This is a genomic window from Streptomyces sp. NPDC091649 (assembly GCF_044756785.1).
GTDB lineage: Bacteria > Actinomycetota > Actinomycetes > Streptomycetales > Streptomycetaceae > Streptomyces.
Window position 1 is genome coordinate 716,462 of the sequence record NZ_JBIVTR010000001.1, and the last position, 20,732, is coordinate 737,193.

At 64.9% G+C, this 20,732-nt stretch carries 15 protein-coding genes and 1 pseudogene; 7 read left to right on the plus strand and 9 right to left on the minus strand.

The window, feature by feature from the left end; genetic code table 11:
* Positions 1 to 3: 3 nt before the first annotated feature.
* From ACIQMU_RS03115 to ACIQMU_RS03125, 3 genes are all read right to left on the minus strand, one after another.
* A complete protein-coding gene (locus tag ACIQMU_RS03115; RefSeq protein ID WP_352238003.1) occupies positions 4 to 441 on the minus strand; it encodes an NfeD family protein in 438 nt (145 codons plus the stop codon).
* A gap of 329 nt (positions 442 to 770) precedes the next feature.
* Positions 771 to 1,472 (minus strand): response regulator transcription factor, encoded by a 702-nt coding sequence (locus ACIQMU_RS03120; RefSeq protein WP_352238002.1) that lies wholly within the window; start codon positions 1,470 to 1,472, stop codon positions 771 to 773.
* Positions 1,469 to 2,791, minus strand: coding sequence for a histidine kinase (locus ACIQMU_RS03125; RefSeq protein WP_352238001.1), 1,323 nt, complete (start codon positions 2,789 to 2,791; stop codon positions 1,469 to 1,471). The genes ACIQMU_RS03120 and ACIQMU_RS03125 overlap by 4 nt, the downstream gene beginning before the upstream one ends.
* Before the next feature lie 227 nt (positions 2,792 to 3,018).
* Here ACIQMU_RS03125 and ACIQMU_RS03130 point away from each other — a divergent pair, with 227 nt between their 5' ends.
* Both ACIQMU_RS03130 and ACIQMU_RS03135 read left to right on the plus strand, forming a co-directional pair.
* The gene (locus ACIQMU_RS03130; RefSeq protein ID WP_352238000.1) at positions 3,019 to 3,726 is read left to right on the plus strand and encodes an ABC transporter ATP-binding protein; all 708 of its coding nucleotides are present in this window, start codon (positions 3,019 to 3,021) and stop codon (positions 3,724 to 3,726) included.
* Positions 3,723 to 6,071: an ABC transporter permease gene (locus ACIQMU_RS03135; protein ID WP_402688105.1), complete on the plus strand. Its 2,349-nt coding sequence runs from the start codon at positions 3,723 to 3,725 to the stop codon at positions 6,069 to 6,071. The genes ACIQMU_RS03130 and ACIQMU_RS03135 overlap by 4 nt, the downstream gene beginning before the upstream one ends.
* Before the next feature lie 181 nt (positions 6,072 to 6,252).
* On the opposite strand, the pseudogene ACIQMU_RS03140 reads toward ACIQMU_RS03135, so the two are convergent.
* Positions 6,253 to 6,420 (minus strand): annotated as a pseudogene (locus tag ACIQMU_RS03140) (VapC toxin family PIN domain ribonuclease); the annotation flags it as partial.
* Between the two features lie 270 nt (positions 6,421 to 6,690).
* On the opposite strand from ACIQMU_RS03140, the gene ACIQMU_RS03145 reads away from it, so the two are divergent.
* Genes ACIQMU_RS03145 through ACIQMU_RS03165 form a run of 5 tightly spaced genes read left to right on the plus strand, consistent with a single transcriptional unit; the run spans position 6,691 to position 13,497 of the window.
* Complete coding sequence (locus ACIQMU_RS03145) at positions 6,691 to 8,571, plus strand: hypothetical protein (RefSeq protein WP_402688106.1); 1,881 nt, start codon at positions 6,691 to 6,693, stop codon at positions 8,569 to 8,571.
* Between the two features lie 32 nt (positions 8,572 to 8,603).
* Positions 8,604 to 10,721 (plus strand): DEAD/DEAH box helicase family protein, encoded by a 2,118-nt coding sequence (locus ACIQMU_RS03150; protein ID WP_402688107.1) that lies wholly within the window; start codon positions 8,604 to 8,606, stop codon positions 10,719 to 10,721.
* A 60-nt stretch (positions 10,722 to 10,781) separates the two neighbouring features.
* Positions 10,782 to 10,967 carry a hypothetical protein gene (locus ACIQMU_RS03155; protein WP_402688108.1) on the plus strand — a complete coding sequence of 62 codons (186 nt, stop codon included), beginning with the start codon at positions 10,782 to 10,784 and terminating at the stop codon, positions 10,965 to 10,967.
* Complete coding sequence (locus ACIQMU_RS03160; RefSeq protein WP_402688109.1) at positions 10,964 to 13,024, plus strand: AAA family ATPase; 2,061 nt, start codon at positions 10,964 to 10,966, stop codon at positions 13,022 to 13,024. The genes ACIQMU_RS03155 and ACIQMU_RS03160 overlap by 4 nt, the downstream gene beginning before the upstream one ends.
* Positions 13,024 to 13,497 carry a DNA phosphorothioation-associated protein 4 gene (locus ACIQMU_RS03165; RefSeq protein ID WP_402688110.1) on the plus strand — a complete coding sequence of 158 codons (474 nt, stop codon included), beginning with the start codon at positions 13,024 to 13,026 and terminating at the stop codon, positions 13,495 to 13,497. The genes ACIQMU_RS03160 and ACIQMU_RS03165 overlap by 1 nt, the downstream gene beginning before the upstream one ends.
* 81 nt (positions 13,498 to 13,578) lie before the next feature.
* Here ACIQMU_RS03165 and ACIQMU_RS03170 read toward each other — a convergent pair whose 3' ends face one another.
* From ACIQMU_RS03170 to dndB, 5 genes are all read right to left on the minus strand, one after another.
* Positions 13,579 to 15,294, minus strand: a complete 1,716-nt coding sequence (locus ACIQMU_RS03170) for a DUF262 domain-containing protein (RefSeq protein ID WP_402688111.1) — start codon at positions 15,292 to 15,294, stop codon at positions 13,579 to 13,581.
* Between the two features lie 136 nt (positions 15,295 to 15,430).
* Positions 15,431 to 15,811, minus strand: coding sequence for a DNA sulfur modification protein DndE (gene dndE / locus ACIQMU_RS03175; protein WP_355756416.1), 381 nt, complete (start codon positions 15,809 to 15,811; stop codon positions 15,431 to 15,433).
* Entirely contained in the window at positions 15,801 to 17,828 is a 2,028-nt protein-coding gene (gene dndD, locus ACIQMU_RS03180) for a DNA sulfur modification protein DndD (protein WP_402688112.1), read from the minus strand. The genes dndE and dndD overlap by 11 nt, the downstream gene beginning before the upstream one ends.
* The gene (gene dndC, locus ACIQMU_RS03185; protein WP_402688113.1) at positions 17,815 to 19,413 is read right to left on the minus strand and encodes a DNA phosphorothioation system sulfurtransferase DndC; all 1,599 of its coding nucleotides are present in this window, start codon (positions 19,411 to 19,413) and stop codon (positions 17,815 to 17,817) included. The genes dndD and dndC overlap by 14 nt, the downstream gene beginning before the upstream one ends.
* Complete coding sequence (dndB, locus tag ACIQMU_RS03190; RefSeq protein WP_402688114.1) at positions 19,410 to 20,549, minus strand: DNA sulfur modification protein DndB; 1,140 nt, start codon at positions 20,547 to 20,549, stop codon at positions 19,410 to 19,412. Before dndB ends, dndC begins: the two co-directional genes overlap by 4 nt.
* Between the last annotated feature and the right edge of the window lie 183 nt (positions 20,550 to 20,732).

Below are 20,732 nucleotides of genomic sequence, written 5' to 3' on the forward strand. Positions count from 1 at the left end.
CGTTCACGGAAGGAGCTCGCGGGGATACACGACAGCTGTAGCGCCTTCGATCTCCATGACGTCCACCAGCGCACCCACCGGGATCACGTGGCTTTCGTCGAGAGCGCGAGCGGTCCATTCCTCACCGGAGACCTTGACCAGGCCGTGGGTGGCGGTGACCTCCTGGATGACCTCGGCCCGCTTCCCGATCAGCGCGTCGCTGCCCTCGTGGGTCAGGGGTCCCTGCGCCATGTGCCGCAGCGCGACGGGACGGACGAGAGCGAGACCCGCGACCGCCGCCAGGCCGAGCGCCACGAGCTGACCGAGCAGGCCGACGCCGACGCCGGCCACGACGGCGGCGACCACCGCCGCGCCGGCGAGCAAGCCGAAGACCAGCGTGAGGGTGAAGAACTCCGCAGCGCCGAGCGCCGCGGCGGCGAGAAGCCAAGCGAACCACGGCATCGAATCAGCCTCCCCATGGGGACCTACCCGTTTTCTACCCCTTCGGGCCCCGGGCGGAACCGTTTCGCCCGCCTGATCTCCCGGGGGACGCGGCCCGCGGGTCGGCCGACCGGGCCGGTCGCTCCCGGAGACCCGCCCCACTCCGCGCCCCTCAACACCCTCCGCCTCATCAGCGCCCTCCGCACCTTGAGCCCTCCCCGTACCGTGAGTCCTCCCCGTACCGTGAGCCCTCCGCACCCGAGCCGGAGAGCAGCCGTGGCCGGCGGACGGCCACGGACCGGGGCAGGGCCGCCGCGGTCGCACCGGCTGCGCGGCCTCCGGCCCGGGGTCTACGTCAGCTCGGTGGGCTGCCGGGCGGCCTCGCCTGCTCCGACACTCACCAGGCCCGTCTCGTAGGCGACGATGACGGCCTGCACACGGTCCCGGAGTCCGAGCTTGGCCAGGATGCGGGCGACGTGCGTCTTGACGGTCGTCTCGGCCAGGTGGAGGCGGGCGGCGAGTTCGGCGTTGCTCAGTCCCCGGGCCAGGAGGCCGAGGACTTCCCGTTCGCGCGGGGTGAGCGAGGAGAGCTCGCGGTGGAGAGCGGCGGATTCGCCGCCCGGCCGGGCGAACCTCTGCACGAGGCGGCGGGTGATGGCGGGCGCGAGCAGGGCGTCGCCGGTGCGAACGGTGCGGACGGCCGCCGTCAGATGCTCGGGGGTGACGTCCTTGAGGAGGAAGCCGCTGGCCCCCGCGGACAACGCCGCGTACACGTACCGGTCCAGGTCGAAGGTCGTCAGGATCACGACACGGGGTTCGCCGGGGGCGCCCGTCAGGATGCGGCGGGTGGCCTCCAGGCCGTCCATCTCGGGCATCCGGACGTCCATCAGGACCACGTCGGGGCGTGTGCGGCGGACCGCTTCGACGGCTTCGGCCCCGTTGGCCGCCTCGGCGACGACGTCGATGCCGTCGGCGCCGAGGATCATGCGGAATCCGGTACGGACCAGGGTCTGGTCGTCGGCCAGGAGCACACGCGGCGGCTGCTCGGTCACGGCGCCTCCAGGGGGATGAGAGCCTCCACACGGTACCCGCCGGTCAGGCGCCGGCCGTTGTTCAGTGATCCGCCGTAGACGGCCAGGCGCTCACGCAGGCCGATCAGCCCCCGGCCGTTCCCGGGGGCCGCGTCGGCGCCGGGCTGCCCGCCGGTGTCGGTGACCTCCACCAGGAGCCGGTCCCGGCCGTATTCGACGGTGACGGCGGCGGTGGAGCCGGACGCGTGCTTCACCGCGTTGGTCAGCGCTTCCTGGACCACGCGGTAGGCGGCGAGTTCGAGGCCCGGCGGAAGGGGACGGGGCCGTCCCGTCACGGTCAGGCCGACGGTGAGACCGGCGTCCCGGACCCGTCCGACCAGCGCTTCCAACTGGTCCAGGCCGGGCTGCGGGGCCAGCTCCGCAGCCGTCCCGGTCGCGTCCGGACCGGATCCCGTCCCCTCACCGTCGTCGGCCATCGTCAGCAGTCCCATCACATGACGCAGTTCGGTCATGGCCGCACGCCCACCCGCCTCGACGGCGAGCAGCGCCTCGCCGGCCTGCTCGGGAGCCGTCTTCATGATCTTGCGGGCGGCACCCGCCTGGATGACCATCACGCTGACGTTGTGGGTGACGACGTCGTGCAGTTCGCGTGCGATCCTCGCGCGTTCGTGCTCGACCGCCCGGCGCAGCGCCTCGGCCTGTTCGCGCTCCAGGCCGAAGAGCCGGGTGCGGCCCTCGTCGGTCCGGAGTTTCCAGGTACGCAGCCCGAGGGCGGCTCCTGCCATCGGGACCAGGACCAGCAGGGCGATGTACTCGTTGGGGATGATCGGCGTCACCGAGTTGCCTGAGGTGCCGACCAGGAGGACGGACACCGGCAGCGCCGCCAGCGTCGCCACCCGGTAGGGGCTGTGGACCGCGGCGCTGTACACGGCGATCACGAACGCGTAGAAGGTCAGCCGCATGACGCTCTGCGGTGTCGCCAGTACCGCGACGGTCACGACGCACAGCACGGCGAGCGGGAAGCGGCGGCGGAGCGCCAGGGCGCCCGAGGCGACGGCCGCGAGGGTCACCATGAGGGCCATGCCGCCCGGTCCGGCCGGGCGCGGCACGACGTGCTCCACGCCGGGTGCGATCTCCCGCACCACGACGTTGTCCGTGTTGTCGATGCCGTAATAGACCGTGGTGACGCCCAGTACCAGCGCCACCAGCACGTCGAACTGCCAGGCACGACGGCTGAGCCGCAGCGGCGGCCCGGTCGGGAGCCTGGCGTCGCGAAGGGCCCCGGGGACGGTTTCACGGACCTCGGACCACAGCCGCTCCAGCAGCGTACGTACGTACATCACCGGTTCATTGTCACCGCCGCCCCGACCCGGGGAATCCGTCTCAACGGCCGTCGCCGGCATCCGCGTACACCGGGCGTCTACATCCCGAGGATGACGTTCCGGCAGGTGGTCCCGCTGCGGTACGGCAAAGAGTCCGGGCGGGCGACGCGCGGCGGCGGGGCGCGCTCCTAGCGTTCCGGGAGCCCGTCATCCTCGCTCGAAGCCCGTATCGAAGGAGCCCGTTCATGACCACGCCGGTGATCGAACTGCGCGAGGTGAGCCGCCGCTACCACGACGGCCCGCCCGCCCTGCACGAGGCGTCGCTGACCGTGCGGCCCGGCGAGGCCGTCGCGGTCCTCGGCCCCTCCGGCAGCGGCAAGTCCACACTGCTCAATCTGGTCGCGGGGCTGGACCGGCCCGACGCGGGGTCCGTCACCGTGGACGGGGTACGGGTGGACCGCCTCGGCGAGGCCGGAGCGGCGCGCTACCGGCGGTCGAAGATCGGCATGGTCTTCCAGTTCTTCAACCTCCTGGACGACCTGACCGTCACCGACAACGTCGTCCTGCCCGCACGGCTCGCGGGCATGGCACGGGGCGAGGCGGGCCGCCGGGCGGCGCGACTCCTGGAAACGCTCCGCATCGACCGGCACGCCCGTGCCTACCCGGGGCGGCTGTCCGGCGGCGAACGGCAGCGTGTGGCGGTGGCACGGGCGCTGATGAACCGGCCGCCGCTGCTCCTGGCCGACGAGCCGACCGGGGCCCTGGACACGGCCGCCGGACAGGACGTCAGCAAGCTGCTCACCGAGCTCAACGCCGAGGGCCAGACCGTCGTCGTGGTCACCCACGACCTGGCTCTGGCCCGTTCCTGCACGAACCGCACGGTCCGGATCACCGACGGCCGGATCACCGAGGACCTCAAGACGCCCGCCACCGCCTCCGAGGGCGTCCGATGAGCGCCCTCGGCAAGGTCGTGCGCGCGGGGGTGGGGCGGCGGCGCGTGCAGACGCTGGTGATCGGGCTCGCCACGATGATGGCGGTGGCCGCGTCCGTCCTCGGCGGATCGCTGCTCGTGGTCTCCGGCGCGCCCTTCACCGACGCCTTCGCCGAGCAGCGCGGCGCCCACCTGTCCGTCGCGTTCGACGCGGAACGGGTGAGCGCCGGGCCGCTGTCGAAGTCCGCGGACGCCGAAGGGGTCAGCGGTGCGGCGGGACCGTTCCGTACGGCGACGGTCGTCCCGACGTCCGACGGGGCGGGCTCCGGGTGGCCGATGACCGTGGTCGGGCGGGGTGATCCCGGCCGGGACGTGGACGAAGTGGCCCTGCTGGAGGGACGGTGGCCCACCGGCCCCGGCGAGATCGTGCTGTCCGTCGGCTCCGCGCTCATCCCGGCCCCAGGCATGAAGCTCACCTTCGCCGAACTGCCCGGCAGCCCGGCGCTGACGGTGGTCGGCGTGGCCCGGTCGGTGACGCAGACCGCCGACGCGTGGGTGGCGCCGTCCCAGATGCCGGCGCTCACCGCGCCCGGCAGCGGCGGCTACCAGATGCTCTACCGCTTCGCCGACGCGGACACCGCCGCACAGATCGGCGCGGGCGGCGAAGCCGTGACGCGGAACCTGCCGCGGGGAGCCGCCGTCGGTCAGCAGTCCTGGCTCACCGTCAAGAAGAACGCCGAGCGCGACACCGCCCTCTACGTCCCGTTCCTCATCGCGTTCGGGGCCCTCGGCCTGGTCATGTCGGTGCTCATCGTGGGCAACACCGTCGCGGCGGCCGTCGGCGCGGGAACCCGCCGCATCGGCGTCCTCAAAGCCATCGGCTGCACCCCGGCCCAGGTCGTACGGGCCTACGTCGGCCAGGCGCTGATCCCGGCCGCGGCCGGCACGGCACTCGGTGTCCTCGTCGGCCACCTGCTGGCCGTCCCCGTGCTGGCCGAGACCGAGGAGGTCTACGGCTCCTCCTCCCTGACCGTCGCCCCCTGGGTCGACGCGTCGGTCATCGCCGGTGTGCTCGGCCTGGTCGCGGCGACCGCGTGGGCGAGTGCCTGGCGGGCCGGCCGGCTGCGTACGGTCGACGCGCTCGCCGTCGGACGGGGCACGTCGACACGGCGCGGCCGGTGGGCGGCCCGCCTGGCCGGCAGGCTTCCGCTGCCGCAGCCGGTCGCGCTCGGCCTGGCCCGGCCCTTCGCACGGCCCGCCCGCGCGCTGGCCATGGGAACGGCCGTCCTTTTCGGCACCGTCGCCGTCACGTTCACCGTGGGGATGGCGGCATCGCTCAGCGAGGTGATGAAGGCCAAGGCCCACGACGCCGCCGATGCCGCGGTGCCCGCGCCCCTGCCCGACTTCGGCCCCCGGGACCCTGCCTCCGCGAAGAAGCCCCGGGCCGATCCCGCCGAGATCGCCGCGGCGATCGAGGCGGGCGCCGGAACCGCGAAGCACTACAGCGCCGCGACGGTACGGGCGACCGTGTCCGGCGTGACCGGCACCGTGGACGTGATCGCCTTCACCGGCGACGCCTCCTGGGGCGGCTACACGATGGTCTCGGGCCGCTGGGCCGACAAGCCCGACGAGGCCGTGGTCCCGACCCCCTTCCTGGCCGCCACCGGCACTCGCGTCGGCGACACCGTCACGGTGAACGGCCTGGACCGGCCCGTCACGGTCCGGATCGTCGGCGAGGTCCTCGACCCCCGTAACGACGGCATGCAGGTCTTCACCGACGCGAGGACCCTCGCGGCAGCGCACCCCGACCTGACGGAGACGAGCCATCACATCGCGGTCGCGTCCGGTACCGACGTCACCCGTTACGTCGACGCGCTGAACAAGGACCTGGCCCCGCTGGGCGCCACCGCTCAGGTGGGCGGGCTCGACGGCGGCAGCGACATGGTCGTCACGCTCAACTCGCTGTCCGCGATCCTCACGCTGATGCTCGTCGCCGTCGCCGCGCTCGGCGTACTCAACGGCGTACTGCTCGACACGCGCGAGCGCGTGAGGGAGCTCGGCGTCCACAAGGCGCTCGGCATGACCCCTCGGCAGACCGTCGCGATGGTCCTCACCTCCGTCGTCGTCACCGGCCTGGTCGCGGGGGCCCTGGGAGTGCCTCTCGGCGTGACCCTGCACGGCTGGGTCTTCCCCGCGATGGGTGAGAGCGTGGGACTCCGCCTCCCCGACCCCGTCCTCGCCGTCTACCACGGGGCCGAACTGGTCTCCCTCGCCCTCGGCGGCCTGCTCATCGCCGCCCTGGGCGCGCTCCTGCCCGCGGGCTGGGCCGCCGGGGCCCGGACCGCCACGGCCCTGCGCACCGAGTAGGGCCCCCGGGCCTGCCCGGACACCGCATGGTGGGAAACCTCCATACCCGGGTTTCCCTGACCGCAAGTACCAGAGGCGCGACATCAACCGCCTCATCGACGAGCAGATGGTAACCGGGGCGGCCGGCACCCCGATCGCGAACGTCATGAAGGAGACGCTGGTGCGCAGTAGGTGAGTTCCAGTCGGCGGCACCTGGCCCCACGACCAACTCGGCCTGCAGCCCGCTCACCGAAGCAATCATGTCGAAGTCGCCGTCGTAGTGCAGGGCCGTGGCTCGGTGCCGCTCGGGGGATGCCGCGATGAGAACATCGGCCAACGACAGCGCGCGGTGAAAACGGGCGTTCAGGGCAAGGGGTTTGTCTCACTGTCCGGGGGCACGACGGCGAACAGCACGGAAGACGAGAAGGTAGTTGAACGGCAGATCGCGGCCATGCAAGATCAGGGAACCCAAGGTGCCTTTGTGGCGTCCCCTGTACCGTCGATATGACCGCGCTGTCGCTGAGGTACTAGGAAGCAACTCGGCGCAGGGGGTGGGGTACGCGGGGCAGAACGTAGTGGCATCTTCAGCGTGTGGCCATCGGTTGTTCCCAGCCGCACGCTGTGGGTGGCTGCCTCCGGTATGGAGATCACCGGACTCACATCGATCTTTCTGAGGGCCATGAACACAATCCGCAGCTGGTACGAGGAGCTCAGCAGCCTCAGCCGGGACATCGTCTTGCAGCATCTCTGCGTAGATGGTTCGGTGCCCCTGGAGCAACTGGCTCAAAAGCATGCAATCTCCACTGAGGCGGTACGGCAGCGCTGGAGCTATCTCAGCTACAGCTTCAACCAGTGCGTGGCCGACAGTTCGGTTCCGCGTGGCTGGATGGCCCAGGTTGAACTTGAGCTGCAGAAGCCGCGCGTCACCAGCGGACTCCTGTACCGCTACCCCTGGCTCGGCGAGAGCGTCGGGGGTGGACTGACGGTCCTGCGTCTCCTCACAGGCATGTACTGGCACGATGCGACCACGAGCACGAGCGGACAGTGGATCTACGGTTCCGATTTGCGCGAATGCCAGGCTGCGACCGTACAGGCGCTTGATCTCAGCCCTGCCGAAGTCATCAGCCTGTCGACGGCGGCTCGCCTCCTCGAGACGAGCGCGGTGCCAGTACCTGAGGACCTTGACGCCCTGGGTACTTGGCTGGCCTACTGCGGATTCGAGAGCGACGGTCATCAGCTCTCGCGGTCCTTTCAGGAACCCGACGTCACGGCGACTCCGACCATCGAAGCGACTGAGGACCTGCCTCAGCTCATGCAGCGCCTTTCCGAGCTCCTCCAAGTAAACAAAAATCCCGTTGCGAACGTAACCCTCGGTGAAGTCATACAGAAGGCAGGGACGTATGGCGGTGAGCTGGATGAGGTGGTTTGCCGGCTTCGAGATGCGACGTTCCTGGGGGGTGGAATATGGGTGATTCCTGACAAAACGCCCACAAGGAGGCACTACGAGGCAGATGCATCGGACGATGACCTACGCCCAGCTCCCGTTGCAGAATCTAACTTGATCGCAATTTCTGGAACGACCGGATCCAATACATCTATTGCGGAGAGTAACGACTCTCCCGTTTCTGGCCATCCCGATGACTCAGTCGGGCGCGAGCAGGTGGACGCGGGAGATTTGGCCCGAGAGTCACCCCTGGGCGACGTTGGAGAGTACTCGTCTCCCGCCGACCGGATCGCAGGCTTGCTCGAAGGTAGGCCCGAAGGGTTGAGCAGTTCACTCATCAAGGAAGCTCTTGGCGCGGCGGTTTCCCAGGAGCAGGTGATAAAGGCGCTCTTCGGGGACGACCGTTTCTCTATCACACATCAGGGGTCCTGGTACCTGCAGAACGCATCTGAGATTGCTTCCACAGCTGCCGAAGCACCAGAGCAATCCCTCTTCACTATCACTGAAGACCTCGCCGGCGCTAACTTCTCAGCGAGTGGAGCCCCCTCTGCTGGAGCAGGGGCGCGCGGTCCAGCACAGCGTGGAAACGAGAGGCTCGACAAGATCGAGGCTGCGCTTCGCGAGGTAGACCGTCCACTGAGCATCGATGAGCTGAAGGCGCAGGCTGGCATCACGCTCGGCAACAACTACCTGAGACAGCAGATCGAGGCGGATGGACGCTTCAGCCGGAGCCAGAAGACGATGTGGGCTCTGGTCGAATGGGATATGCCTGTCTACAAGCCGATCAAGGAGTTGGTCTCGGACTTGGTCGACGCCCACGGCGGTACGGTCGCTGCTGACGAGGTCATCCGGCTTCTCCGGCGTGACTTTGAGATCAAGGAGTCGAGCCTGAGGCAGACCATGTCCTCCCCTCCCTTCGCTACGCGCGGGGGGACGGTCCGTCGCCTCGGGGAGGACGTCCGTGAGAGCGAGGTGTCTATTCCGGCTAGCCGACCTGCCTCGACCGAGGGCCCCGGACGCCCGGTCGATGGAGCGCCCGACGTAGACGACCTCATGGGCAAGATGGGGCTGCTTTGATGGGTGGGGAACATCGACTGCGTTGGTGCAACGTGGAGCCTGACTACAGAAGCGATCGCAGTCACCTGGTCGAAGATTTCTATCTGCCCGCCCTGGCGGCCTCCACCACGTACGACCGGGCCGTGGGCTACTTCGCGGCCTCAGTGATTGCCGCGCTCGGGCAAGGCGTCGACGACTTCACCGAGCGCGGCGGCACAATGCGAATCATCGCGTCCCCTTACCTTGAGTCGGCGGACATCAAGGACATCGAAGAGGGCTACGAGCTGCGCGAAGTCCTTCACCGAGCGGCCCTACGCGACCTTGAGCAGGCGGTGGAAGACCAGCGCGCTGCGCGAGGGCTCGGCAAGCTTGGGCGTCTGGTCGCCGAGGGGCGGGTCGATTTCAAGCTGGCGTACGTCGAAGAGCGTGGTCGTGTCGGGATGTACCACGAGAAGATCGGTGTCTTCCGGGACGGTCAGGACATCGTCGCCTTCAAGGGGAGCGCGAACGAGACCCGCTCGGGTCTCATCGGCAACTTCGAAGCAATCGAGGTCTACCGCAGCTGGGACCCTCGTGACACCGATCGTGCTGCACGGATAAGCAAAGACTTCGAAGACTTGTGGCACGACCGGACTCCGACGCTGCGCGTCGTGCCTTTCGCCGAAGCAGCCAAAGTGGTTGTCGAGCGCAGCGCATTGGCGACTGCTGGCCGCGACGAGCTGGATGATCTTCCGACTGGCGGTGTGCCCGTCGTGACGCCTCCGCAGCCGCCGACCGGAGCGCTCGCGATCCCGCAGAGCCTGGCGGTGCGCGATTATCAGAAGGAAGCTGTGCAGAACTGGTTCCACAATCAGTGTCGCGGCATCTTGCGCATGGCCACTGGCACGGGGAAGACCCTGACCGCGCTCTCTGCAGCAGCTCAACTCGGATCGTTCTTGCGCAAGAACGATGACAACGCCCCGCTGCTCGTCATCGTCGTGGTCCCGTTCCAGCATCTGGTTGATCAGTGGGCAAAGGACATTGAATGGTTCGGTGTGAGCCCGCTTCGCGCGTACGAGTCGTCCAGCAAGTGGTCTCCACGTACCCATGCCCTCCTGCAGAATCTCGCTCTGGGAGGCACGAGCGGCGGAGTCATCGTGACCACCAACGCCACCTTCGGCGGCGACACCTTCCAGAACTTGCTTGATGAATACGGGGGCCAACTTCTCGTTATTGCGGACGAGGCACATAACCTCGGCGCTCGACACCTTCGCACTCAACTGCCCGAAAAGGCTCAGTACCGACTCGGCCTGTCAGCGACGCCGGGACGCTATTTCGACGATGAGGGGACTGACGCCCTCACCCGCTACTTCGGCAAGATCGTCTTCGAGATGGGCATTGGCGAGGCCATCCGTCGCGGAGCTCTGTGTCGCTACACCTATACGCCTGTTCTTGTAGAGCTGGATGCCGAAGAAGCCGAACTCTATGCCGAGACCAGTGCGAAGATCGCCCGACTTATCGCATCCGGTACGGATTTGAAGGAGACGGTCGACCGAGATACCCCGCTCGGCCGGCTCCTGAAGAAGCGTGCAGACATCATCGGCCACGCCCGAGGCAAGCTGGAGGTGCTGCTTACGGAGCTTGAGAAGCGCCGGGAGAGCAGCCATCAGTTGATCTACTGTGCGGAGGGCAAGCACCCGCTCCTGTACGAGCAGGGCGCCGAAGGGCCGCGTCAGATCGACCAGGTCATGGACATCGTAGGCAACGAACTCCAGTTGGCTGCTGCCCGCTACACCTCCGAAACGAAACGACCGGCACGGCAGGACATCCTTCGCCGCTTCGAAGGTAGCGAACTGCAGATCATCTCGTCCATGCGCTGCCTCGACGAGGGAGTGGACGTGCCCGCGTCACGCACTGCTTACCTCATGGCGAGTTCGTCCAACCCCCGCCAGTTCATCCAGCGCCGCGGCCGTGTACTGCGGAAAGCCCCTGGCAAGGACCAGGCTGACATCGTCGACTTCGTCGTCGTACCGCCTGCGGGAGGAGACGCGATTCAGTACGAGACCGAGCGCAGTTTGCTCCGCCGCGAGTTCGCTCGGGTCGAAGAGTTCGCCTACCTCGCTGAGAACGAAGCGGTGACCCTGGACGTCCTACGTCCCGTGCGCGAGCGCTACGGCCTGTACGACACCTGAGACCCCATACCAAGCCCCCCTCAACTACCCCGCATCCTCGACTCGAATCAGGAGTAAACCGTGAGCGAAGAAACAGCCGGCCCGCCCTCAGCGCGGACAGTTCGCGAGGTGCTGAGCGAGCTGTCGCCGGCTGCTAGGACCCTCGTGCAGAAGGTCATAGACCTGGAGAACCAGAACATCCACATCAGGGAATCGACGAAGGTGGTCCCCAGCATTGTGGATGCCGTGAGGGAGTTGACGAAGTGAAGCTACTCAAACTGACCCTCAAGGACTTCCGCGCCTTCTATGGCGAGCAGGTCCTCGACCTATCCGTCAAAGAAGACAAGCCGGCCGTTCTCATCTTCGGCAACAACGGCGCAGGCAAGACTACGTTGCTCAACGCGTTCGGATGGGTGCTGTACGGCACCTTCTCGGACGACGTCGAACAGCAGCACCGGGTAATCCACGACCAGAAGTGGGAAGAGACCTCCTTCGGGGAGGAGGCGACGGCATCGGTCCGGCTCGACTTCGAGCACGAGGGCATCCGCTTCTCCACGGCTCGGAGCGTCACGGTCAACAAGCAGACGGGCGAACAGCAGGCGGCCAGCCCGTCGCTGACCGTAACTGAGGTTGGGCTCGACGGCGAAGCCAAGTCTGTGCCGAACGGCCAAGACCGAATCGAGAAGATCCTTCCCAAAGGGCTGCGACAGTTCTTCTTCTTCAATGGCGAGCGTATGGAGAAGATGTTCTCCGGCGACGACAACAACGAAGAGGTCAAAAAGGCCATCAAGACGCTCCTCAACTTGGAGGCCATTGAGCGGGCCATCGGTGATCTCCCCAAGGCTTCTCGTCAGCTTGCCCGTGCGATCGACTCTAAGGGCGATACCCGGCTGAAGCAGCTCACGGATCGCCAGGAGGAACTGGCGGCACAGGCGAAGACTGAGGAAGAGGACAAGCTCCGCCACTCCGCTGCAATCAGCACCTTTCAGAAAGAAATTGAGTCGATTGGGCGCGCCCTGCGTCAAAATGAGCAGGCCGAACCGCTACAGAAGGAGCGCGAGCGACTCACTCGCCGTATCAACCAGGAGAAGGAACGCCTTGCGGACCATAAGAGCCGCAAGCGTGAACTGCTCTCCAAACATGGGTTCCTGGCCCTCACTGGCGGGCTCGACGACAAGGTCGTCGAACTTGCGGACCGGATGCGTGAGCGCAGGCAGCTGCCAGCTGGCATCCAACGCAGCTTCATCGAGGACATCATCGAAGAACAGCTGTGCATGTGCGGCCGCTCCGTCGAGGAGGGGACTCCCGAGTACGAGGAGCTCAACAAGCGGAAGTACAACGCTGGTCTTGAGGATGTACAGCACCGTTGGATGCACGTCAGCGGCGAGATGCGCAGCATGAGCGACAAGCGACAGGAACTCCTGGACCAGCTCACCCTGAACGCTTCTGACATCCAGAAGGCGGACGCTGCGATCAGCCAGCTGGAAGCGGAGCGGTCAGATGTGGACCGTCAGCTGGAAGGCGTGAACGTTCAGAACGTGAAACGCCTGGTCGAGCGCCGTAAGGAGTGTGGCGAGAAGGAGACGGAGGCCCGCGTTGCGCACAGGGAATCCGAGAACCGTATCGCCTTGATCGAGCAGGAATTGGCGAGTGTTGCTCGCCAATACAAGTCTGCGGCGGCTAAGAACGAGGAGTCTCGCAGGATTCAGACTCAGGTCGGTTTGGTTGAGTCGGTTCGAAACGCACTGATCGAAATTCTGGCGATCAAAACGGAAGAGGTTCGGGATCAGCTCGACAAGAAGGTTAAGGAAGTCTTCTCCCGGATTTTCATCAAGAGTTACATCCCCGAACTCAATGATTCTTTCGAGTTGGAGTTGCGCGCGCCGAGCGGTGTGGCCATCCGTTCCACCGGCGAGAACCAGATTCTCGGGCTGAGTTTCGTAGGAGCCGTTTCCGAAGTAGCCCGGAGTATCAATGCCCGAAAGAGCCACGCAGATGAGGCGACGATTGAAAGCAATGGAAGTGGCGTCTACCCAGTCGTGATGGATGCACCCTTCGGAAGCCTTGATCTCACCTATCAGGAAGAGATCTCGAAGGCGCTTCCGGCTTTGACGTCGCAAATCGTTACCCTGCTGTCGCAGTCACAGGCTCGTGGCCACGTTATGGAGAATCTGCAGCATGCGGCCAACCGAATGTATGTCTTGCGATCCTTCACGCCGAACAGGGCAGCTGAAGAAGAGACCATGGAGATCAACAACCGTGCAGTTCCGTACGTTTCCTACGGCGAATTCGAGCACACTGTCCTGGAGGAGGTGACCGTCTGATGGCTACCACGGATCGCTTCCGCCGCCCGCATTCTCACGAACCCCTGCTGGAAAAGCTCGCAGACAAAAAGACCGGACCATTCGCGACCATGGTCGAAGCTATGATGTTCGCCGCAGTGCTTGGGCGCCGCAAGGGTGAACGCATCGCCTTCGAGAAGTCCGACGAACCGATTCGTCTGGCACTGATGGAGGGCCGCCTCTACGGTGACGTCCTCCTCGATATGCTCGCAGCAGTAGAGCATGAGGACGACCCGAAGATCCTCGGGAATGACCGACAGGATGAGCGAGTCCTGATCTTCGAGGAGTATGCGAACGGTGGCCTTGCGCACCTGCAGACACTGATAAGCCGTCAGCCGCACCAGGAACTCGAGTTCATCATTTCCAACTTGGTCCTCGAGGGGCTTCGGAACCCTCCAGAGGAGAAGAAGGACGACGTCGGCGAGATCTTGGCCAGCGCTTCGCTGGATTGGTAACGAGGTTGTTTTGTAGGTGGCGCCGGTCTATTTTGGGCCAGCGCCACCTTTAATCTTGGTTGCGAGGGCTGGCCAGGGGCGTCAGCGCGGCCAGGTTCGGACTGCCAGACCGGCCAGTATTTCCTGCCGGGACTGGATAGCTTCCGGCGTCCACGCGGTGCACTCCCCTACTGCCTTCGTCAGTGCAAACTGGGATCCCTTGAGCACCTCGGATTTTTCCTTGAACGGCTTATTTCCGATATGCGAGTTAACGCTGGCCTGCAGGAGCACCATGTTGCCGATGCGATAGATCCACTTGTCTGCATCCTCCTGCGTTCCGCTTACTGCAATGAACTCCGACCAATCGCCAGCGACCGCGCCCTGAGGGTACACGTGCTCAAGGTTGACCTCGGCCGGATTGTCATTCGGGATGAACTCGGGCTCGGCTTCGTTCTTGTGCGTTCTCTCCAACGCACCCAGGAAGTACCGAGCATTCTTGTTCGCTTCGTTTCGGCCGACGGTATGAAGGGCGAACTGAGCTTTGAAGTCGATATCGGAAGCGATGAGTTCGTTTACGCGGGCGCGAATCTCGGAAATGTTCGTGATGATCCCGTTGCGGATATCCACCGCGATCTGGGAGTAAACGTCCTCGTAGCGGCCTCGGCTGATCGTCCCCATGACCATTCCGCGCACGGACCAGCTGATCAGGACCTTGAGCAACTTCTCGATCTGGCCAGACGGAAGGTGCTCGACCGCGGCGAGGAGAAGAATCTTGTTCGGGACCAGGTTAAACATAACCAGAGTGTTGAGGGCCGGCTTCCGGCCGGCGCACTTTTCGTGCCAGAGCTCGTCGTTCGGGTCGGACAGAGCGGCGTAGATGCGGGCACCTGTCAGAAGTTGCTGAGAGAACGACAGAGCATCTTGGCTCCGGACCACCTCCTTCCGCATCTTGGCGTACAGGTCGCGCTCGGTGACCTTTCCTTCCCTTGAACTCCAGTAGTGTCGCAGGAACTTGGTGAACTTGTCGTCAGCGGTGGCCAATGACAGGGCGCCGATGCTCTTGTGCCAATTATTCCGCACTGAGTCCAGGTGAACCTTTGCTGCCCCGAAGAGATGGTTCTTCAGGAGGTCCGCTGTCGTCAGGTCGGCGCCTCGGTTGTTAAGCGTCTCGAAGATTACGTACGCATCGGCCTCCGAGGGGGTCTCCACGACGGCGAGTTGGGCCCTGTGCTGGATGTACTTGACCCACCTCTTGAGTTCACTCGTGGCCGACTCGCCGTGCAAACTGGCGAGGTCCTTGAGCCGCGCACAAAAGAAGCGGTACGCCTTGAAGATGTCGGAGTCGTTACGCTTTGGGGCCGCGAGCGGCAGCCCGCCCCTGGTAACGATCCCGTGGTACGGGGGATGGTCTTCCTCGTTGAGCTTGAGGTGCGGTTCCGTATCTTCGGCATCCCATGCCTGACTGGCCAGGAAGTCGTCCTCGATCCGTCGAGCCTGTGTATGGCCGAGCTCCTCCAGGGTCTCCCGGATGGCTGCAATCAACAAAGAGGAGGTGACGAGGCGCTGCTGACCATCGATGATCTTCTTACGGTCGTCGGGGCCGTCCTGCGTCAGGACGACGGTCCCGAGGAAGTAGTCCTCGTCGGTCCCCGTCTCGATCGCGCGGCTCAGGTCGGTCCAGTAGTCCCGCACCTCCTGGTCCACCTTCCAGCAGTACGAACGCTGGAACTGAGGGACTACTAGCCGGTTGTTGCGGAGGATCTCCCCAATGCCGAGGAGGTTGAGCTGGAGAGAGGTACTGCCGTGACCCGATGCCATGAGGGACATCCTAGGTCGCGACAGTTAAGTGATCTACCAACCTGAAGGTTGTCACCACGCGGTTGCGGCGGCGGGAATCCGAGAGGGCCAGCCTTTCGTAGCAGGTGGCGGGCCCACTCGGCAGACGGAGTTGTCGCTAGGCAGCTGCGACAGAACCGATCAATCCCTCGACCGTCGTCATCTCCTTGTGCGCACCTAGGTACCCGATCCCCCGAGCAAGGTGAATCGTGAGCGTCTTGGAGACGTTCTCGTCCGTCGGCTCCAGACCGTCAGCGACGCAGCGCTGCTTCAGCAGAGCGAGGTAGAGGTCCCCGTGCTGGCCAGCGAAGGTCTTCCAGGACATCTCGACGTTGGAGTCGGTAACGACGTCCTTGACCAGCGGCGTAGAGGCATCTGCCAGAGAGAGAGCGAGGGCCCAGCGGCACAGGACGTTCCACTGAGTGATGCCGGTGGTGCGCTTGAGACGCACCAGGCGGTCCTTGCTCGGTGTGGCGAGGCGGATGTTCTCAAGCGACATTCTGGGCTCCTACATTCCACCAGTAGCCGTCGACGACGCGGGTGGTGAAGTTCGAATCGTCGTGGACCAGGGTGTACGTGTGGGCGACAGACTTCTTCAGGCGCCCCAGCAGATACTCATCGATCTCCTCGTCCGTGGAAAGAAGGAGGACCTGTTCGCTGGCGTGCGGGAAGTAGCGGTCTACCAGGTGCTCCCGGTGACGGCTGTCGAGGCGGCCGAGAGGCGTGTCGATGACGCTGGGCAGGCGGTTGCCGGCCACCTTCATCAACCCCCACAGGAGAGACACTGCCAGGAGCTGCCGCTCGCCGGCGCTGAGCCGTCCGGGGTCGAGGGCTTCGCCTTCTCCATCGCACAGAGTGAGCGTGAACTTGTCGGTATCGATCCTCAGGTCATGGACCAGTCCCTGTTTCCGCATGAGCTCCTTGAAGCTCTGCAGCACGGCGACTTCCAGGCGGTTGATGTGGCGCTGGAGCAGAGCCTCTCCGAATCGTTCGAGAGTGCTGCGGGCCTTCTCCGAATACTTGATGATTCGCTCGACCTCTTCGGCCTTGACCTTGGTTTGGACGAAACTCTTGTGAGCTCGCTCCAGAGCGGCCGTGACGTTCTCTCGGCGCCGCTTCAGCTCAAGGATCCGCTGATCGTCGCGGGCGATACCCTCCTGGATCCGGGCGACCTTCTGAATCTGCTCGTCCCGGGCGTCCTGGAGAGCTTCCACCTTGCTCTGCTCAGGGACACCGGCCAGCTGACGGTCCAGCTGGTCCACCTCCTCGGAGGCGCTGGCGGCCTGTTCCAGGAGTTGTGCCGCTCGGGCTCTATCGCGGACCAGCCCCTCGTCCAGCACGGAGATCTGCGCCAGCGCGTCGTGAGGCAGACCAAGGTCGACCTTCAGAGCAGTGGACTCCGAGCGCTTCGCCCTGTCTTGGTCCAGCTTCTCCATCACTTCGTTGCGGGCGCTCTCAGGCAGGAGCTTGAGCAGCCACTCATCGCGTTCGGTGAGGACATCGAGCACCTGCCCGGCCTCTGCCGCAGAGTGTTCATGCTTGGCCTGCTTACGCAGTTCCTTGAGCTGCGTCCCCATGAGGAGGAAGGGAAGCGGTCCTGCTGCCAATTGGATCAGCGAGGTACGGAGGTCGGCCAGCTGGCCAGCTGCGCGCCTACGCTCGGCGTCCAGCTCAACGCGGCGCTCGAAGAGCCCGCCTCCCTCCTTCTTGAACTCATCCTCCAGGGAGCCGAGATCACGTTCAGCCTTGCGAAAGGTCCTCGCGCGATCAGCACGCTCTTGCGCTGCTACATCCAACTCCGCCTGAACAGAGGCAAGCTCTTGTTCCTGAGCGTGGATGTTGTCCATCAGATGTTGCTCTTCGTCGGAAAGCTTCTGACGGCGCTGAAGCGCGAGGAGGTCGGTGCGAAGTTGCTCCACCGTGCTTACACCGAGCAGCGAGTGAATAGCTGACTCGATGACGGTCGCTGCGCGCTCGGGATCGGCGAGCGACTCGATCTTCTCCCCGTCGAAGAAGGACAGCGACGCGACTTCCAGCGGGAGCAGGTCCTCGACATGGTCAGCCCACCCCTGGCTGAGATGTCGGCTGTACTTGAGCCCGGGCTGTGCACGGCACGTCTCCTGGCCCTTGTCGCCGTAGTTCTCGTCCACTTGGACGTTGAGGAACTCCTTCAAGGACTTGCTGCTGGTGTGCCAGCTCCGGTCGACCTTGTAGTAGTGCACCTTGGCGTCCACCGTGACGGTGAACTCCAGGGTGATCGACGCGCCGCGGGTCGGGTCGTGCTGTCGGTTGATGCTCTCGCGAAGGAAGGTCTCGTACGACTTGTTGCCGCGGCTGCTGCACCGGGCTCGGGGGCCGTAGAGCACGAGCTGGATGGCGTCGAGGAGGGTTGTCTTGCCGCAGCCGTTGAGACCGCCGATCAGGATGATTGGCTTGTTCTTCTTCACGGTGAGGTCAAGAGACTGCTTACCTCGGTACGCCCCGAACTCTTCGAGGGTGATCTTACGCAGGAGCATCGATGCCAGTCTCTTCGTCGAAAGTCAGGGTGGTCTCTGCATCCTTGCGCCACTGCTTCTTGCGCTGAGCGAATGCGAACGCGTCGTCGCGGTCCTCGTAGAAGCCCTTCTGGACAGCCGACTCAAGGGCCTGGAAGAGGCCGGAGCGCCGGGACATGGTCCGGTACTTACGCTCGACGGAGAGCAGCTCTCGCACCATGTCGTAGTGCAGATCGTCGCCCTCACAGACCTCCTTGAGGAGCTCCATTTCGTCAGCGCCCATCACTAGTTGCTCGTCGAGGGCACCGCCGGGGAACTCCTCGCCTGTTGCCTCCGTGTAGATTCGCGGCACGGTGTCTTCGACCTCGTGCTTGTCGAAGACCCAGATACGGCGGATTTCGTGGAGTTCGGCAGGCGTGATCAGCTCGATATTGCGAACATGCTCGGGAGCGTGGGCCCTGATCCAGGTTTGGGCGTCGAGGAGGTCCTTGAGCCATTTCTCCCGGAAGCTCTGCAGGTACGGGCCGTGTACGACCACGTCTTCACCGTCGCTGCGACGGGTGAAAAGATTCACCTGACCGTTCATCCGGCGGAAGTCGCGGGCCGGCCGGTCGGGGCGGGCGTGGGGCAGCTTCTTGACCGGGTTGTAGTCGGGGTCGTCCTTGTCCTCGACGAAACCGAAGGGGGAGTCGAGCTTGTCCCGCAGATCCAGGAGTGGCTGCATCCACTCCTTTTCCTCGTCGTTGCTGATCATGGCTGTCATGGACTTGTCCTGCTCGACCAGGGTGCAGGTCCAGCAGCCGAAGCGGCTGGATCCGCAGGAGGGCGTGGTCGAGTCCACGACCAGCGGGCACTCACCGTCTTCCGAAGCGCCCTGGTACATGGTCAACAAGTCGTGATTGTTGTAGCCCCAGGGATTGGGCTTCTGCATCAGGTATTCCCAGACGTCGTCGTTAGTCCAGTCCTCGACCGGGCTGTAGACGAGCGAGTTGGGAAGATTCGCGTTGGGAGAGAGACGGTCGCGGACGCGCCGCTTCTCGTGCTTCTCCATCGCACGAGCGCGGGCCTGGCTCTCCGTCTTCCGGATACCGAGGACCATGATGGCCTCGCCGTGGGCCGCCACGACGTTGCGGATGAAGGAGTTCGACGGCTTGATTTTGAGTCGCTCGGTGCACCAGCGGAACTTCGGACGCGGTGCCGGGTAGCCGCGGCCGATGAGGTTGACCCAGAAGGTGTCCTTGATCTCCGGGGTCAGCTTGTGCGGCTCGACGGGGAGACCCTGCTCAGCAGCGGCCTTCTCCATAGTTTCCAGCGACGTGGTGACCCAGGCAGCCACTACAGGGTTCTCGACCAGGGTGTCCGTGCTGATGACGTGAACTGTCTTGGTCCGCTTATCGGCTGGAAGTTCCTTGAGAGCAGTCCAGACCAGCTGGAGGACAGCAGTGGAGTCCTTGCCACCGCTGTAACCGATGACCCAAGGAACCTCGTCCGCGGTATACAGCTCGCGGATCTCCTCGGTCAGCTCTGTGGTGACCTCGTCGAGCGACCGCCCGTCGAACGGCAGCCGACGAACGGCGGGGATCCCAAGAGGTAGCGGAGTACTCATGCTTCGCCTCGCAGATAGGCGTCTTCCACACGCTGTTCCTCTGGGCTGAGGTCCAGGTCAAGGTGGGTACGCAGGTAGTTCACGGTCAGGGTTACGTTCTGGTGACTCTTAGAGACGCGGCCTCCCACGATCGCGCGTCCTTCCCAGTGGGGATTCACCCGGGTCCAGTTCACAGTCGTCAACGGTTCCAGTTGCTCCTTCCACTTGGACGGTGCGGTGGACTCCCGCAACAGGGAGTTCCCGATACGGCCCAAGGCGTGGAGCGCGATGCCGTGGCTGTGAATGAAGTCCCGGCGCATCTCCGTCGCGGAAAGTTCTTTGGCACGGACCTGTGCCCACTCCGGGAGCGACCTGTCGATCGCCTCCCAGTACGACTGCGCGAGATCGGTGGCCTTGGCGCCCTCGATCTCCAGTCCCTGCAACAGGGCTTGGGTTCCGAAGTAGAGCGCGCTGAGCGTGAACATCTTCCGGGACCGAGGCGAGAGGTTACTCTTCTCCATCTCGACGTAGCCCTTGAAGGTGGTCGACTGGCTGATCATCGTGCGGACCACTAGGGACGACGTGTCCCGATGGTCGTAGAGGACGCCAATGGAGCGCGCCGGTCGCACCGCGTGCCGGTTGAGGTCGGCGAACATCTGCTGGGAGCGGGCAAGCCCGGCGTCCTGAAAGAAGACGACGGCGATTGTTTCCTCGCCGAGATCGGGGTTCTCCCTGAGTGCGAGCTCGATGGCGGCGCGACGGTGCTGACCGTCGTTGATCAAGAACCGAGCGTCCATGGGGATCCGGAGCTGCCCTGTACGGAAGCCGACACCGTCAGGGCTGTGGCTCTCGAAATCCATGTCCCCGTCGACGGAGGCAGTGAGGGCACTGAAGATGTAGTCGTCCGGGTTGTCCAGGATGTACTTGGACAGGGCGGGTAGGCGTCCCTTGTTGAGGATGCGCTGGGCGCGCAGCTCGGGGGACAGCTCCTCCTCGTCGAAGATGAAAATCTTGGGGATCAGGCGTAGCGGGCACATCGAGACATAGAACTCGCGACCAGCCTGGATGCCGCGAATCGCCGGGAAGGTGTACTCAAACCCGGTAGATGCGCGTGGGGCGACGACTCGGGTCGCAGGTGCCACGGTTTCGTTCTCCACTTCGGCAACTTTAACGTACTCGTGGTCGCTGGCGTCCCTCGTTCGATGCATCAAGGCATCCCCCTGTGCGTGGAGGGCACAGCAGGAGCAGTGGAGGCGATCAGCGGGCGGGTGCACCCGTCTTGGCGCATTGCCACCCGCGGGATGACGTGAGCTGCTTTTGTTGTTGACGTGCAGAGAGAC